Raw genomic sequence first — 15,031 nt, 5'->3', positions numbered from 1 at the left:
GCCCCATGCCCGAGGCAGTCATCGTCGCCACCGCACGCTCGCCCATCGGCCGCGCCTTCAAGGGATCGCTCACCGGCATCCGCCCGGACGACCTCACCGCGCAGATGGTCACGGCCGCCCTGGCCAAGGTCCCGGAGCTGGACCCGGCCCAGATCGACGACCTGCTGCTCGGCTGCGGGCTGCCCGGCGGCGAGCAGGGGTTCAACATGGCGAGGGTGGTGAGCACCCTGCTGGGCCTGGACGGCGTGCCCGGCACCACGCTGACCCGCTACTGCGCCTCCTCGCTCCAGACCACCCGGATGGCCTTCCACGCCATCAAGGCCGGCGAGGGCGACGTGTTCGTCTCGGCGGGCGTGGAGTGCGTGTCACGGTTCACCAAGGGCAACTCCGACTCGCTGCCGGACACCCACAACCCGGTCTTCGAGGAGGCGAGCGCGCGTACCGCCAAGTTCGCGCAGGGCGGGCTGACCTGGTCCGACCCGCGCGAGGACGACCAGGTGCCGGACATCTACATCGCCATGGGGCAGACCGCGGAGAACGTCGCCCAGCTCAAGGGCATCACCCGCGAGGAGCAGGACGAGTTCGGCGTCCGCTCCCAGAACCTCGCCGAGAAGGCGCTGGCGAACGGGTTCTGGGAGAGCGACATCACCCCGGCGACGCTGCCCTCCGGCGAGGTCGTGAGCAAGGACGACGGGCCGCGGCCCGGCACGACGTACGAGAAGGTGGCCACGCTCAAGCCGTCCTTCCGCCCGGACGGCACGGTGACGGCGGGCAACTGCTGCCCGCTGAACGACGGCGCGGCGGCGGTGGTCGTGATGAGCGACACCAAGGCGGCCGAACTGGGCATCACCCCGCTGGCCAGGATCGTCTCCACCGGCCTGACCGGGCTGTCGCCGGAGATCATGGGCCTGGGCCCGGTCGAAGCCTCCCGCAAGGCGCTGGCCAAGGCCGGGATGGCGATCGACGACGTCGATCTGGTGGAGCTCAACGAGGCGTTCGCGGCGCAGGTCATCCCGTCCTACCGGGAGCTGGGGATCGACCTCGACCGGCTCAACGTCAACGGCGGGGCCATCGCGGTGGGCCACCCGTTCGGCATGACCGGGGCCCGGATCACCTCGACCCTGATCAGCGGCCTGCGCTTCCACGACAAGACGATCGGCCTGGAGACGATGTGCGTGGGCGGCGGCCAGGGCATGGCGATGATCCTGGAGCGGCTGTCCTAGTGGGATGATCCTGGGGTGCGCGGCCATCCCAGGCGGTTGTTGCTCCGGTTCGGCGCGCTCGGCGCGGCCGGCGCGCTGGGGGCGCTGTTCCCGGCGCCGCCCGCGCACGCCCCGGACACCTCGTTCGTCGCGCTACGCCGCCGCTGGCTCGCGGTGACGGCGGGGGTGGCGTTCGATCCGGCGGCCGAGCCGTACCGGACCAGGCTGGCCCGGCTCGGCGCGCAGGCGGCGGGGTACCGCGACACGATGGCCCCCGCCGACGGGTGGCTCTGGCCCGACCAGGCGTTCCCGTCGTTCGTCGCCACGCCGACGCGGCTGCGGGCGATGGCCCGCGCCCACGTGCTGCCGGGCACCGGCCTGACCGGTGACGCGGCACTGGCCGCGGCGGTCGCCGCCGGGATCGACCACTACCGCGCCCGGGTCTACTCCGCCGACGCCGACGAGGTCGGCAACTGGTGGCACTGGCGGATCGGCGTGCCCCGGGCGCTGCTCGACGCGGCTCTGCTGATCGGCCCGCACCTGACCGCGCGGCAGCGGGCCGGGTTGCGCGACGCGGTGGATCGGTTCGTCCCGGAAAGCGTGCTCGGTTCCTACACCGGCACCAGCACCGCCGCCAACCGGGTCGATCTGTGCACGGTGATGCTGCTGCGCGCGATGCTGGACGACGACCACGGCAAGGCGGCGCTGGCCGCCGCCGCGCTGGCCCCGGTCTTCCCGCTGGTGTCGCAGGGCGACGGGTTCTACCGGGACGGCTCGTTCATCCAGCACACCACCATTCCCTACCAGGGCGCGTACGGCGTGACGCTGCTGACCGGTCTGGCCACGCTGTTCTCGGTGCTGCGCGGCTCCCCGTGGCAGGTCGCCGACCGGCGGGTGTTCGACGCGGTGGAGCGGTCCTTCGCGCCCTTCGTCCACGACGGGTTCGTGATGGACCTGGTGCGTGGGCGGTCGATCGCCAGGCAGGCGTTCGGCGACCACCGCAAGGGCCGGGAGATCGCCGCCGCGATCTTGCAGCTCGCCGAGTCGGCGCCGGCGGCCGAGCGTTCGCGCTGGCAGGCGATGGTCAAGGGCTGGGCCGTACGCGACACCGTGCAGCCCATGCTGCCCGCCGCCGAGCGCAGTGACCTGGCCTTCCACGCCCGGCTCGCGGCGATCCTGGACGATGAGTCGATCCCGGCCGCCGCCGAGCCGGCCGGGCACCGGCTGATGACGATGAGCGCGCGTGCCGTACACCGGCGGCCGGGGTGGTGCGCGGCGCTCAGCATGGCCTCCCACCGGGTCGGCCACTACGAATACGGCAACGGCGAGAACCTGCGCGGCTGGCACACCGGCTCGGGGATGCTCTACTGGTGGGCCGAGGGCCACGGCGACCACTACTCCGACGCCTTCTGGGCCACCGCCGACCCCTACCGCCTGCCCGGCACGACGGTGTCCACGCTGCGGCTGCCCGACGGCGCGGGCGGCTCGTGGGGCGACACCTGCCCGCCGGGCCGCTGGGTCGGCGGTGCCACCGACGGGGAGTACGCGACCGTCGGCCAGCACCTCAACGGGCTGGAGAGCACGCTTGAGGCGTTCAAGACGTGGGTGTTCCTGGACGACGCGATCGTCTGCCTGGGCGCGGGCATCACCGCGAGCGACGGCGTGCCGGTGGAGACCATCGTGGACAACCGCCGCACCACCGCGCCGCTGACGGTCGAGCGCGGCTGGGCGCACTTGGCCGGGCACGGCGGTTACGTGCTGCCCGGCGGGCCCGTCCTGCGCACCTTGCGCGCCGCCCGCACCGCCGAGACGGTGACCAGGGATTACGTGACGCTGTGGCTGGACCACGGCACCGACCCGGAGGGCGCGGGCTATGTCTACCTGCTGATGCCGGGCGCGAGCCGGGCCGCGACCCGGGCCCGCGCGGCCGACCCCGGCTGGGCGCGGGTGCTTTCCAACACCGCCGGGCGGCAGGGCGTCCAGGTGCCCGCGCTGGGCCTGACCGCGGTGAACTTCTGGCGGGAGGGCTCGGCGGGGCCGCTGGCCGCGTCCGCGCCCTGCGCCGTGCTGGTCCGCGAGCGCGGCGACGGCACGGCCACCGTGACGGTGGCCGATCCGCGCCGCGCGCTCGACGGGCTGACGGTGACCTGGGACCGGCCGGTACGGCGGGTGCTGCGCGGCCACCACCTGCTGGAGCGGGCCGGGACCGGCGCGCGGCTCACCCTCGGTTTCGGCCGGCTGGCCGACGAGGAAGGGGCCTCGCACACGGTCACCGTCCGGCTGTGACCTCAGCCGTGAACGTCGGGGCCGGCCTTGGTGGGTTCGATCCGGATGAGCAGCCGGCGGTCGCGCACCATGGCGGCGCGGTAGTCGTCCCAGTCGGGGTGCTCGCCGGATATCCGCCGGTAGTAGGCGACCAGCTCGTCCATCGCCTCGGGAAGCGTCAGGAAGTCCGCGGTGCCCTCGACCTGGATCCACTCGCCGAAGAACCTGTCGGTGAACACGCACAGCACCGCTTTCGGATCGCGGCGCAGGTTGCGCACCTTGACCGCGGTCTCCCTGCTGCTGATGACGAGGCGTCCTTCGTCGTCCACGCCCACCGTGACGGGCGACATCTGCGGCCGGCCGTCGGCGTGCCTGGTCAGCAGGACTGCTCTGTTGTTGTCACGCACGAACGCGCGTGCGCTGTCGAGATCCATGGCCCCATCATGGCCCAACCCTGGCGCCGGGGGCCGCTCGAAACGACGCCCGCGCCGAACGCGGGGCGCGGGCATCGAAAGACGACTACATGCGGTGACGGCGGTGCCGCTCGTGCTCGCGCACGATCGCGGCGGCATAGCCGTGGGACAGCCCGTGCTCGTCGGCGAGCCAGTTCGCGCGCTCCTCGCAGCGCAGGAAAGCCGGGCCGTTGTCGATGGCTTGGAACCACTCTGGGAGTTCGCGCCCGGTGATCGTAGCGACCCTGGCGATCAGCTTGTTCTGCATCTCCGGTGAGTGGTTCAGCGACATGGGCACCTCCACGGATGAGCTCCTTTGCTCGACCCTGCAACATGGGCGCGCAAATGGCAAGACCGGAGTCACATCTGTTCGCTGAAGGACCGTAGATCATTTCCGTGCCGCCTTCCGGCCCCCACAAAACGGAAGACCCCGCCGAAGCGGGGTCATTCCTCCTGAATCTCCTGCCCGAGCGGCCATTCGGCGCCCGGCCGGCGATCAATCGCTGGAGGAGAAGTAGCTGACGAAGCGGAGCACCTCCAGGTAGATCCACACCAGGCTCAGGGTGAGCCCGAACGCCGCCTGCCAGGCGAACTTCTCCGGCGCGCCCATCCGGATGGCCTGCTCGATCGAGTCGAAGTCGAGCAGCAGGAAGAAGCAGCCGAGCAGGATCATCGCGATGCTGAAGACCCAGCCGAGCGGGCTGTCGGTGCGGATGCCGATGCCACCGTCGTTGAAGAAGCCCACGATCAGGTTGACCAGCATCAGGCCGAGCGCGGCGATGGCGGCGGCGCTGACGAACCGGACCAGCTTGGGCGTGACCCGGATGATCTTGAGCGAGTGGACCGCGAGCACCGCGCCGAACGCGAAGGCCGTGCCGAGCACCGCCTGCAGCACGATGCCGTTGAAGAACATCTCGTAGGTGTGGCTCAGCGCCCCCACGAAGACGCCGTAGAAGACGGCGTAGCCGAGGATCAGCGCCGGGTTGGTGCTCTGCTTGAACGACGCGATCAGCGCGAGCACCACGCCGACCAGCGCACAGGCGATCGCGATGCCGAGCGGCACGTTGAGCACCCATGCCGCGGCACCGGTCACGACGAGCGTGCCGAGGGTCATGAACCCGCGCACCACGACGTCGTCGATCGTCATCGGGCGCTGCGCCGGCGGAGCGTATGCCGGGGCGTCGTACATGCCCTGGAGTTGTTCGGGGCTCGGCGTCGGGCCGCCCCATGACTGCCCCGCCTGCCGTTGCCGACTGAAGATCGGGTTCTTGCTCTCCATCGCTTCCTCCACGCTGCGGCCGGCTACGCGATCAGGGTAGTAGATCACGCATCACAGAGCCCTATCGAGCGATTTTGTCTTCACTTGTGGACCTGGTGGAACCCCCCGCGGACGTCGGACGCCGCGACGCGGTCCCCGGCACGTCGGACCGGGGCGCTCTGGTCAACGTTCCGCGGGGGCCGGTGGTTCCCGGCCCGAGCGGGAAGTTTCCAAGCGGTCGAGCGGTGTGACCCATGACGCCGGTTCTGCCACTTACGTCACCGCCGTCACTGCGGTCCCTGGCCGCCCCTTCCAGGGTCGTGTCCGATTACAACGGGGCGAGGTCGGCGCGGAGACGAATTGATGAAGAACCCGCAACGCGACGCCGCGACCGACAGAAACACATTCGGTTTACCTGGGCCGATCTATTTCCGCGACGAGGAGCGTACGTTGCGCTACGAGCGGCGGTATCCCGGCGGTGTCCAAACGAGGTGGGCGAAGGTGACTCAACCTCGCGTCTTAGTACGAATGCGCACGTGAGCGTCGATTCTTAGACGCTTCAGCAGAGGTGCCCCCGGCGGGACTCGAACCCGCACTACAACCCTTTTAAGGGGTTTGCCTCTGCCATTGGGCTACGGGGGCGCCGCAATCATACGTAATGGACCACTCATAAGAGGAGCACAGTTTCGCATCAGGGGTCACAGGAGATGACGTAACGCCGATTACGGACGAAGTCTAAAGCCACCAGGGGTCAAGTGGAGACCCCTTGGCGCGGTTTAGTGGCAGATGTCCGCGCTGCGGTGTAAGGCGTCGCAGGTAGCGGGCCGATCGGCGCGCATCAGGGCGCACGGCCGGCGCCCCCGGTGCGGAATGTGGCACGGGCCGCGGTCACGGGCATGAATGGTGACCAGTTGCGGCGGTCCGTAAAGGGTGACCCGAACGCCGCCCATGGTGTACCGAGAGTGTCCGGCCTTGGACATCCAGAACTTTCCTCGGATTCCGGTCAAAGGCCGAACATGCCGACACCCGGCGGCGATGGCAGAGGCAACGAAGGGAAGGGAGAAGGGGCGGCTCGCCGTACGGCAGGGCGCGAGCGCGCTCGTCGGCGACAGCCCCACCATCTTCTCCCCTCACACGCCGCCCACGCCCCTCGGGACGTGGGGCACGGCGTGCGGAATGATATCCCGTTCAGCGACGGCGGTCAGCGGCGACCGCGGCGCGGAACTCATCGCGCGGGCGATGGATCTCGCCCAGGGAGATGGTCTCCCGCTTGAAGAACAGCGCGAGAGTCCACTCCACGACGACGCGGACCTTCCTGTTCAGGGTAGGTACCCGGGACAAATGATACGTGCGGTGCATGAACCACGCGGGCAGTCCGCGGAGTTTGATGCCGTAGACGTTGGCCACGCCTTCGTGCAGGCCGAGCCCGGCGACCGAGCCGACGTACTTGTGCCGGTACTCCAGCAGTTCCTCACCGCGCAGCCTGCGCACGATGTTGTCGGCCAGCACCTTGGCCTGGCGCACCGCGTGCTGGGCGTTGGGCGCGCAGTACTGCCCAGGGTTGGTCACGTCGGGCACGCCCGCGATGTCGCCGGCGGTGAAGGCGTCCGGGTGGCCGGCCACGGTGAGCCTGGTGGTGGCCTTGACTCGCCCGCGCTCGTCGATCGGCAGGTCGGTGGCGTTGACGACCGGGCTGGGCTTGACGCCGGCCGTCCAGACCAGGGTGTCGGCCTCGAAGGTGTCGCCGTCGGAGAGCACCACATGACCGTTCACGCACGACTCCAGGCGGGTACCGAGCCGTACGTCGATGCCCCGGCCGCGCAGTTCGCCGAGCGTCCAGCGGCCCATCTCCGGGCCGACCTCGGGCAGCACCCGGTCGGTGGCCTCGACGAGCACCCACCGCAGGTCCTCAGGGGCGATGTTGCGGTAGTAGCGCGTGGAGTCCTTGGCCATGTCCTCCAGCTCGGCCAGCGCCTCCACGCCGGCGAAGCCCGCGCCGACCACGACGAAGGTCAGCGCCTTGCGGCGGATCTCCTCGTCCTCGGTGGACTCGGCCACGTCGAGCTGGCTCAGGACCCGGTTGCGCAGGCCGATGGCCTCGCCGATGGTCTTGAAGCCGATGCCGATGTCGGTCAGGCCGGGGATCGGCAGCGTGCGCGAGATCGAGCCCGCCGCCATCACCACGATGTCGTAGCCGATCTCGCGGGCCGCGCCCTCGTCGGGCTCGAACGTCGCGGTACGGCCGCCGTGGTTCAGCTTGGTGATCCTGCCGTTGAGGATGCGGACCTTGGGCAGCACCCGGCGCAGCGGGGCCACCACGTGGCGCGGGGAGAGGTTGCCGGCCGCCGCCTCCGGCAGGAACGGCTGGTAGGTCATGTAGGACTGCGGGTCGACCAGCGTGATGCGCACGCTGCCGTTCCGCAGTGACCCGCGCAGCCTGCGCTGCAGCCGCAGCGCGGTGTAGAGGCCGACGTAGCCGCCGCCGATGATCAGGATGTGCTTCGGGTCGTGGTTCACCTTGGGTGCCCACCTCTCGCACTGGCCCTACTTTGTGAATGCATTCACAAGCTTACGCCCGGCTCGTTCGCCGATGCCAACCGGGGGGTTGCGACGTTCGTCACTCTCCCGTCGCGAGACCGGCCAGGGCCGCGGCACGGGCGAAGACGTCGTCGAGCATCCGCTCGGTGACCCTGCCGGTGAAGGTGTTCTGCTGGCTGGGGTGGTAGCACCCGATCAGGCGTACCGGGGCGTCCCGGTAGGCGATCTCGACCTCGGTCCCGTGGCCGAACGGCGGACGCGAGCGCGGCAGCGCGAACCCCGCCTGGCGCAACGCCGGCCACGCCGCCTGCCACGCGAACCCGCCGAGCGTCACCACGACCCTGGCGCCCGGCGCGACCAGCTCAAGCTCCCTGGCCAGCCACGGGAAGCAGGTGGCCCGCTCCTGCGGAGTCGGCTTGTTGGCGGGCGGGGCGCAGCGGACCGCCGCCATCACCCTGGCCCCGATCAGGCGCTGGCCGTCCCCGGCGCGGACGCTGGTCGGGATGGCCGCCAGGCCCGTACGGTGCAGAGAGGCGAACAGCCAGTCGCCGCTGCGGTCGCCGGTGAAGATCCGGCCCGTGCGGTTGCCGCCGTGCGCCGCGGGGGCCAGCCCCACGATGAGCACCCGCGGCTCGTCATCGCCCCAGCCGGGCACCGGACGCCCCCAGTAGGTCTCCCCCGCGAACGCCCGCCGCCTGACGTCGGCGACCTCCTCCCGCCAGGCGACCAGCCGCGGGCACGCCCGGCACACCGACTGCCGCGCGGCCAGCTCGGCGGGGGTGTCGCCGCCCGCGGCCAGCGCGACGACGTCGTCGGGGTCGTGGGCGACCGGCGTCGCGGCGGTGGCGGGGTCTTCTGGCCAGCCGCTGCCCGGCGGAACGGAACTCATGCAGACGATCGTGCCAGCAAACGCAGGGCGCGGCGCCCCCGAGGGGGTGCCGCGCCCTGGTCGTTCGTTCAGCCGCGCCGACAGGTGTCAGCAGGTGTGGCTGAAGGTCTCGCTCGCGGTGTCACCGTTCGGGGCGGTGAGGACGAGCCGCACCGTGCCCTTGGTGGTGTCGCCCTTGTCGGGGCCGCTGCCCCAGGCCAGGGACTCGACACCGGGACCCTTCACCGAACGCTCGATCTCGGTGGACGCCGAGCCGTTGACCTCCCAGCGGTAGGACAGGGTGGTCGCGCCGGTGACGCGGACCTTGGCCACGTGCTTGACCGACGGGCCGGTCTCATCGTTGCAGGTGGTCTTGTCGGCGGTGTTGGACAGGCTCACGATCCAGGCCTTCGCGTCAGGCTCGGAGGCGCAGCGCACCCGCGCGGAGGCGGTGTTGGAGCGCTCGTCACCGGGGCCGAGGATCTCGATCCAGCGGTGTACCTTGTCGCTCTCGCCGACCTGCACCGTGTGGTTCACCGACTCGCTGCCCGCGTGCCGGAAGTACGCCCGCTGCACGGGGCCGCGGTAGCCGGGACCGGCCCAGCGGTACTCGACGGCGGTACGGCCGGTGTTGACGCTGATGCTGCCGTTGAAGGTACGGGCCACGGGGCAGGTGCCCGCGTAGTCGGACGGGCCGCTGACCCGCGCGCTGACGCGCGGCTCGGGCCGCTCGTCCACGCAGCGGACGCTGTAGTGGTCCTTGGCCTTGGAGTACTCGGGCGACAGGACTTCCAGCGCCACGTAACCGCGGTGGGTGTCACGGGCCTTGAAGGAGTGGTAGACCCGCTTGCTGTCGTAGACCTTGGTCTTGCCGTAGTCCACGACGTGGCCGTTCTGGACCCAGCGGTAGCGCACCCACGCGGGGCGGCCGACCGTGATGACGCCCTTCGCGCCGATCCGGGTGTACGGCGTGCACTCGCCGACGTAGCGGTCCGGCTCGACGTTCACGTACGTCCGCACGTACTGCGGGTCGTGGTGGACCGGCGGGCGGCCCTCGCAGTCAACGCTGAAGTAGCCCTTGGCCGTGGTCACCTTGCGCGGCGACAGCACCTGGAGCCGCTGCCAGCCCTTGGTGTCGCGCTTGAAGGTGGCCTGCTCCTTCAGCGTGAGGTGCTTGGTGCCCTTGCCCGTGAGGCGGTAGGACTTGATCTTGCTCTTGGAGCCGTCGCCGTGCAGCCAGCGGTACACGACGGTGGTCTTCTTCTTGACCGCCTTGACCTTCACCTTGGCCGAGAAGGTGATCTCGACCGGACACTCCCCCTCGTAGTGCTTGGGGGATGCCTTGGGAGTGGTCGCCGAGACCTTCGGCTTGGCGGATGACTTGCTGGAAGAGGCGGTCGCCGGAGAGGCGAGCACCCCGGTGGCCATGGTCGCCGCCATGGCCACGCCCGCGCCGAGCGCGGCGAGCCGGCGGACTAAACCGGTGGACTTCATGAGGGCATGCTCCGTTCGGATAAGAAAAGAGTGCTTCGCGAAACGGTTGCCGCCCCGACACGGAGCTGTGCCGGGCCCCACGGCAAAGCTTCGATAAAGCCTCTCAACTTAACCACAAACGCGATAACCGCTCAACTACCACTAAAAGCGTCGGCCGTCTACAGAGGGTCACACTCCGGCCAGTGACCAGGCGATACCGTCGAGAATGTCATGCTCGCTGACCACCACATCAGCGAATCCGAAACGGGTGACGATCCGGTCCAAGATGAGCGCGCCCGCGCCGATGACATCGACCCGGCCCGGATGCATCACCGGCAACTCCGCACGTTCTTGATGGGTGCTTTCCAGGAGACGGAGAGTGACTTCGTGCACGTCACGGCCGGCGATGAATGAATGATGAATCCGCTCGGGGTCATAGAAAGGAAGCCCCAGCGCGATTCCGGCGACCGTTGTGACCGAGCCGGCCAGGCCCACCAGCGTGCGCGCCGCGCGGACCGGCACCTCGGCCTGGACCCGGTCCAGCGCCCGGTCGATGTCGGCGGTGACCGCCCGCACGGCCTCGGCGGACGGCGGGTCGCCGCCCTTCAGGTGCCGTTCGGTCAGGCGTACGCACCCGATGTCCACCGACAGCGCGCCCGTGGGCGAGGGGCCGACGACGAACTCCGTCGAGCCGCCGCCGATGTCGACCACCAGGAACGGCCCCGGGTGGCCGGTCAGGTCTTTGGTGGCGCCGGCGAAGGACAGCGCCGCCTCCTCGGCCCCGGTGACCACCTCGGGATCGACGCCGAAGATCTCGCGCACGCCGTGCCGGAACTCGTCGCGGTTCTCGGCGTCGCGGGTGGCGCTGGTGGCCACCACGCGCACCTCGGTGGCCCCGTGCCGGGCGATCAGCTTGGCGTAGCCGCGCATCGCGGCGAACGTACGGGCCAGCGCCTCGGGGGCCAGCCGGCCGGTGCGGTCCACGCCCTCGCCCAGGCGGACGATCTCCATCAGGCGCTCGATCTCGGTCAGCGAGTCGCCGGAGACGTCGGCGACCAGCAGCCGCACCGAGTTGGTGCCGCAGTCCACGGCGGCCACGCGGGTCATGAAGCCTCCTCTGGTTCGGGCGGTACGCACGGACCGTCCGCCCACCACTTCGGCAGCAGGTCAAGGGCCTCGCGGCCGAGCGGGTTGGCCCCCGGTACGGCCAGCTCGTGCGCGACCAGGGCGTGCAGGCACTTCACCCGGTCCGGCATGCCACCCGCGCTCTGCGTGCCGCGCGGCAGCGGCGCGAGGCCGTCGCGCTCGGCCGCGGCGTCGCGGCGGGCGATGTAGTCGTCGTGCGCGGCGGTGTAGGCGGCGGCCAGGTCCGGGTCCTCGGCCAGCCGCTGCTGCATCCGGCGCATCAGCCCCGAGGACTCCAGCGTGCCGATCGCCGAGGCCGCACGCGGGCAGGTGAGGTAGTACAGCGTGGGGAACGGCGAGCCGTCGGCCAGCCGCGGCGCGGTCTCCACCACGTCGGGCAGCCCGCAGGGGCATCGGTGCGCCACCCCGCGCATCCCCCGCGGTCTGCGGCCGAGCTGGCGCTCGACCACGTCTTCCGCCGCGCCGAGGTCGTCGTCTCGATCGGCCATCGGCCGTCCTCCAGTGCAGAAAGCTGAGGGCAGGTCACCGGGAGACGCCGTGGTCGGCCAGTTCGACCGACTTCCACAGCGACTCGTACCACGGTGCCTTGGGCTTGGGGGCGCGCCCCGGCTTGCGGGCGGCGGGCGCCTTGCCGCGGTCCATCACCACGAAGCACTTCTGGCCCGGCTCGCAGTAGAACAGCCGCTCCCTGGCCTGCCGCATGGTGTAGTCGGGATCTTGCAGTTGCTTGCCGCGCTCGCGCAGCTTGCCCAGCGCGTCAAGTTCCTTGGCCTGCTGCTGCTGCAACTCGGCGATCTGGCGGCGCTGCGCGATGAACTCCCTGACCGGGTAGGCCAGGCTCATCGCGATCGCGCACACCACCACCGCGAGCACCGCGGCCCGCCCGGTCAGTTGCGGCCGCCTGCTCATGCACTGCCCTCCCTGCGCTCGGCCCCCGCCTGGGGTGCGGCGGCCCGTGCCCAGACCGGACCGCCGCCCCCAACGCTAGCGAGTGAAACGCGGGAAGGCGGCGCGACCCGCGTAGCGGGCGGAATCTCCCAGATGTTCTTCAATGCGCAGCAACTGGTTGTATTTGGCCACCCGGTCGGAGCGGGCCGGCGCGCCGGTCTTGATCTGGCCGCAGTTGGTGGCCACCGCCAGGTCGGCGATCGTGACGTCCTCGGTCTCGCCGGACCGGTGGCTCATCATGCAGCGGTAGCCGCTGCGGTGGGCCAGCTCGACCGCGTCGAGGGTCTCGGTGAGGGTGCCGATCTGGTTGACCTTGACCAGCAGCGCGTTGGCCGCGCCCTCGGCGATGCCCCTGGCCAGCCGCTCGGGGTTGGTGACGAACAGGTCGTCGCCGACCAACTGGACCCGCGCGCCCAGCGAGTCGGTGATGGACTTCCAGCCCGCCCAGTCCTCCTCGTCCAGCGGGTCTTCGATGGAGACCAGCGGGTAGGAGGCGACCAGGTCGGCGTAGAAGGCGATCAGCTCGTCGGCGGTCAGGCCCTTGCCGTCGATGGTGTAGGTGCCGCCGGAGTGGAACTCGGTGGCCGCCACGTCCAGGGCCAGCGCGATGTCCTCGCCGGGGGTGTAGCCGGCCCGCTCGATGGCGACCATGATCAGGTCGAGCGCGTCGCGGTTGGAGGGCAGGTTGGGGGCGAAGCCGCCCTCGTCGCCCAGCCCGGTCGCGTAGCCCTTCTCCTTCAGTACGGCCTTCAGCGTGTGGTAGACCTCCGCGCCCCAGCGCACGGCCTCGGAGAACGTGCTCGCGCCGATGGGCGCGATCATGAACTCCTGGATGTCCACGTTGGTGTCGGCGTGCGCTCCGCCGTTCAGGATGTTCATCATCGGGACCGGCAGCAGGTGCGCGTTCGGGCCGCCGAGGTAGCGGTACAGCTCCAGGTCGGCGCTGTCGGCGGCGGCCTTGGCCACGGCGAGCGAGACGCCCAGGATCGCGTTGGCGCCCAGCCTGGACTTGTTGTCGGTGCCGTCCAGGTCGATCATCGTCTGGTCGACCAGACGCTGGTCCACGGCGTCCAGCTCGGCGATCTCGGGGGCGATCTCGTCGGTGACGCCGAGCACCGCCTTCTCCACGCCCTTGCCGCCGTAGCGCTCGTCGCCGTCGCGTAGCTCCACGGCCTCGAACTGGCCGGTGGAGGCACCGCTCGGCACCGCCGCGCGGCCGGTGCTGTAGTCGTCCAGCAGGACCTCGACCTCTACCGTGGGGTTGCCCCGGGAGTCGAGGATCTCGCGAGCGTTAACGGCCTCGATGGCAGCCACGAAGCGCTCCTTGGTTCGGAAGTACGGGTTGGCGGTGAGCAGCCTATCGACACGCTCGGCGTGGTTCTATTCGAGCCACCACGTCCGGACCGTGCCGTCCTGGATGGCCGCCACCGCGACGAGCCTGCCGTCCACCCGGCCCGCGGCGACGTCGAGCACCCACTCCTCCGCCTCGTGCATCGGACGGCCCAGCGGGGTGCCCTTGGCCAGGTCCCAGACCCGCACGGACATGTCCCAGCTCGACGACAGCAGCACCGGATGCCCGCCGAGCGTGGCCGCCGCGAGCCCTGACACCGGGGCCTCGTGGCCGCGCAGCGGCTTGTAGAGCGGCTTTCCCGTCTCCAGGTCCAGCACGGTGATCGTTTGTTCGTTCTCCATCGCGACCACCGGGCGTCCCGCCACCACACTGGCGACCAGTTTCTGGCTGCCGGGCCTGCGGAAGGCGGGGCCGATCCGCCGCTGGGTCGCCGCGTCCCAGACCATGATCCGGCCGTCCCGCTCGGCGCCGGAGGTGACGATGACCTGCCGGCCGCGCAGTTCGGCGACGGTCACCGACAGGACGCCGCCGTTGTGGCCGAGCATCACGCCGCCGATCTGCCGGCCGGTGACCGGGTCCGACAGGCGGGTGCCGCCGGGGCCGGCGGACACCACGATCGGCTTGCCGGACAGGTGGGTGATGGCGACCGAGGTGACATCGCTGGTGTGCCCGCGAAAGACGCTGACCGGCTCGCCGGTGGCCAGGTCCCATACGTGGACGGCGTCGTCGTAGCCGCCGAGCACGCCGGTGGGGCGGCCGTTCAGGTCGATCACCTCGATCTCGCCGAAGACCTCCGCGCCGACGAGGAACTGACGGCCCATCGGGGCGCTGGTCTTGAGGTCCCAGACCTGGATCCGGCCGTTGCGGTCGGAGCTGACGGTGACGTCGCGGCCCTGTAGGCGGGCGGTGGCCAGTGTGGTCACCTCGTCGGAGTGGCGGGTGTAGACCGTGCTCGGCCGGCCGAAGCGGGGGCCCGCGGCGAGGGGGCCGGTGGGCGTGGGGGCGGGGGTGTGCGTGGACGCCGCGTTCGTCGCGGCTGCCCGCGTACCGCCGTCGGTACCGCCCGCCGACAGGCGAGGCACCACGACCACCGCCGCGACCGCCAGCGCGCCGACCGCCGCAACCGCCGCGATCCACGCCCGCCGCCCGCCCACACCGGCACGCCGACCCCCCACGGACGTCAGTGCCGGTACGGAGGTGGGGCCAGAGGCAGAGGCGGAGGTAGGGGCGGGACCCCAGGCAGAGCGGGGGCCGTGGCCGGAGGCGGAGCCCGGGGCGAAGCCTTGGGCGGAGGCGAACCCCGGACCGGAGGCGGAGCCCCGGGCGAAGCCAGAGCCGGAGGCGAACCCCGGACCGGAGGCGGAGCCCCGGGCGAAGCCAGAGCCGGAGGCGAACCCCGGACCGGAGGCGGGGCCCCGGGCGGAGCCAGAGCCGGAGGCGAACCCCGGGCCGGGGGTGGGGTCTACCCCCGGGGCGGAACCGGGGCCCAAGGCAGATCCTGGGCCGGAGCCGGGGCCGGAGGCGGAGCCC

13 protein-coding genes and 1 tRNA gene are annotated in these 15,031 nt (G+C 71.0%); 2 read left to right on the top strand and 12 right to left on the bottom strand.

The window, feature by feature from the left end:
- The first annotated feature begins 5 nt into the window (after positions 1 to 5).
- Positions 6 to 1,223 (top strand): acetyl-CoA C-acetyltransferase, encoded by a 1,218-nt coding sequence (locus ACH34R_RS28620; protein WP_397564633.1) that lies wholly within the window; start codon positions 6 to 8, stop codon positions 1,221 to 1,223.
- Between the two features lie 15 nt (positions 1,224 to 1,238).
- Positions 1,239 to 3,488 (top strand): polysaccharide lyase 8 family protein, encoded by a 2,250-nt coding sequence (locus tag ACH34R_RS28615; protein ID WP_397564632.1) that lies wholly within the window; start codon positions 1,239 to 1,241, stop codon positions 3,486 to 3,488.
- Between the two features lie 2 nt (positions 3,489 to 3,490).
- Here the strand turns inward: ACH34R_RS28615 and ACH34R_RS28610 are convergent, their stop codons facing one another.
- The 12 genes from ACH34R_RS28610 to ACH34R_RS28555 form a co-directional block, all read right to left on the bottom strand.
- A complete protein-coding gene (locus tag ACH34R_RS28610) occupies positions 3,491 to 3,901 on the bottom strand; it encodes a PPOX class F420-dependent oxidoreductase (RefSeq protein WP_397564631.1) in 411 nt (136 codons plus the stop codon).
- 85 nt (positions 3,902 to 3,986) lie between these two features.
- Positions 3,987 to 4,211, bottom strand: coding sequence for a DUF4287 domain-containing protein (locus ACH34R_RS28605; RefSeq protein ID WP_111168973.1), 225 nt, complete (start codon positions 4,209 to 4,211; stop codon positions 3,987 to 3,989).
- 204 nt (positions 4,212 to 4,415) lie between these two features.
- Complete coding sequence (locus ACH34R_RS28600; RefSeq protein WP_397564630.1) at positions 4,416 to 5,198, bottom strand: Bax inhibitor-1/YccA family protein; 783 nt, start codon at positions 5,196 to 5,198, stop codon at positions 4,416 to 4,418.
- 548 nt (positions 5,199 to 5,746) lie between these two features.
- Positions 5,747 to 5,819, bottom strand: a tRNA-Leu gene (locus ACH34R_RS28595).
- A gap of 546 nt (positions 5,820 to 6,365) precedes the next feature.
- Complete coding sequence (locus ACH34R_RS28590) at positions 6,366 to 7,694, bottom strand: NAD(P)/FAD-dependent oxidoreductase (RefSeq protein ID WP_397564629.1); 1,329 nt, start codon at positions 7,692 to 7,694, stop codon at positions 6,366 to 6,368.
- 100 nt (positions 7,695 to 7,794) lie between these two features.
- On the bottom strand, positions 7,795 to 8,604 hold the full coding sequence (locus ACH34R_RS28585; protein ID WP_397564628.1) for a uracil-DNA glycosylase: 810 nt from the start codon (positions 8,602 to 8,604) through the stop codon (positions 7,795 to 7,797).
- Positions 8,605 to 8,691: 87 nt separating this feature from the next.
- Positions 8,692 to 10,077 carry a hypothetical protein gene (locus ACH34R_RS28580; protein WP_397564627.1) on the bottom strand — a complete coding sequence of 462 codons (1,386 nt, stop codon included), beginning with the start codon at positions 10,075 to 10,077 and terminating at the stop codon, positions 8,692 to 8,694.
- A 168-nt stretch (positions 10,078 to 10,245) separates the two neighbouring features.
- Positions 10,246 to 11,163 (bottom strand): exopolyphosphatase, encoded by a 918-nt coding sequence (locus ACH34R_RS28575; protein ID WP_397564626.1) that lies wholly within the window; start codon positions 11,161 to 11,163, stop codon positions 10,246 to 10,248.
- The gene (locus ACH34R_RS28570) at positions 11,160 to 11,690 is read right to left on the bottom strand and encodes a DUF501 domain-containing protein (protein ID WP_397564625.1); all 531 of its coding nucleotides are present in this window, start codon (positions 11,688 to 11,690) and stop codon (positions 11,160 to 11,162) included. Before ACH34R_RS28570 ends, ACH34R_RS28575 begins: the two co-directional genes overlap by 4 nt.
- Positions 11,691 to 11,724: 34 nt before the next feature.
- Positions 11,725 to 12,111: a septum formation initiator family protein gene (locus ACH34R_RS28565; protein WP_397564624.1), complete on the bottom strand. Its 387-nt coding sequence runs from the start codon at positions 12,109 to 12,111 to the stop codon at positions 11,725 to 11,727.
- 75 nt (positions 12,112 to 12,186) lie between these two features.
- Positions 12,187 to 13,464 (bottom strand): phosphopyruvate hydratase, encoded by a 1,278-nt coding sequence (gene eno, locus ACH34R_RS28560; RefSeq protein WP_397564623.1) that lies wholly within the window; start codon positions 13,462 to 13,464, stop codon positions 12,187 to 12,189.
- A gap of 66 nt (positions 13,465 to 13,530) precedes the next feature.
- Positions 13,531 to 14,676: a hypothetical protein gene (locus ACH34R_RS28555; RefSeq protein ID WP_397564622.1), complete on the bottom strand. Its 1,146-nt coding sequence runs from the start codon at positions 14,674 to 14,676 to the stop codon at positions 13,531 to 13,533.
- Positions 14,677 to 15,031: the final 355 nt, after the last annotated feature.

The organism is Spongiactinospora sp. 9N601 (assembly GCF_044326295.1).
Lineage (GTDB): Bacteria > Actinomycetota > Actinomycetes > Streptosporangiales > Streptosporangiaceae > Spongiactinospora > Spongiactinospora gelatinilytica.
The sequence above is the reverse complement of the archived record's forward strand: the minus strand, read 5'-3'. Positions and strand labels throughout refer to the sequence as shown.

Bases quoted from the DNA above. Each gene is read 5' to 3' on its own strand.
- ACH34R_RS28575 (WP_397564626.1), bottom strand. From the start codon at position 11,163: ATGACCCGCGTGGCCGCCGTGGACTGCGGCACCAACTCGGTGCGGCTG.
- ACH34R_RS28620 (WP_397564633.1), top strand. From the start codon at position 6: ATGCCCGAGGCAGTCATCGTCGCCACCGCACGCTCGCCCATCGGCCGC.
- ACH34R_RS28605 (WP_111168973.1), bottom strand. From the start codon at position 4,211: ATGTCGCTGAACCACTCACCGGAGATGCAGAACAAGCTGATCGCCAGG.
- ACH34R_RS28570 (WP_397564625.1), bottom strand. From the start codon at position 11,690: ATGGCCGATCGAGACGACGACCTCGGCGCGGCGGAAGACGTGGTCGAG.
- ACH34R_RS28610 (WP_397564631.1), bottom strand. From the start codon at position 3,901: ATGGATCTCGACAGCGCACGCGCGTTCGTGCGTGACAACAACAGAGCA.
- ACH34R_RS28580 (WP_397564627.1), bottom strand. From the start codon at position 10,077: ATGAAGTCCACCGGTTTAGTCCGCCGGCTCGCCGCGCTCGGCGCGGGC.
- ACH34R_RS28600 (WP_397564630.1), bottom strand. From the start codon at position 5,198: ATGGAGAGCAAGAACCCGATCTTCAGTCGGCAACGGCAGGCGGGGCAG.
- ACH34R_RS28565 (WP_397564624.1), bottom strand. From the start codon at position 12,111: ATGAGCAGGCGGCCGCAACTGACCGGGCGGGCCGCGGTGCTCGCGGTG.
- ACH34R_RS28585 (WP_397564628.1), bottom strand. From the start codon at position 8,604: ATGAGTTCCGTTCCGCCGGGCAGCGGCTGGCCAGAAGACCCCGCCACC.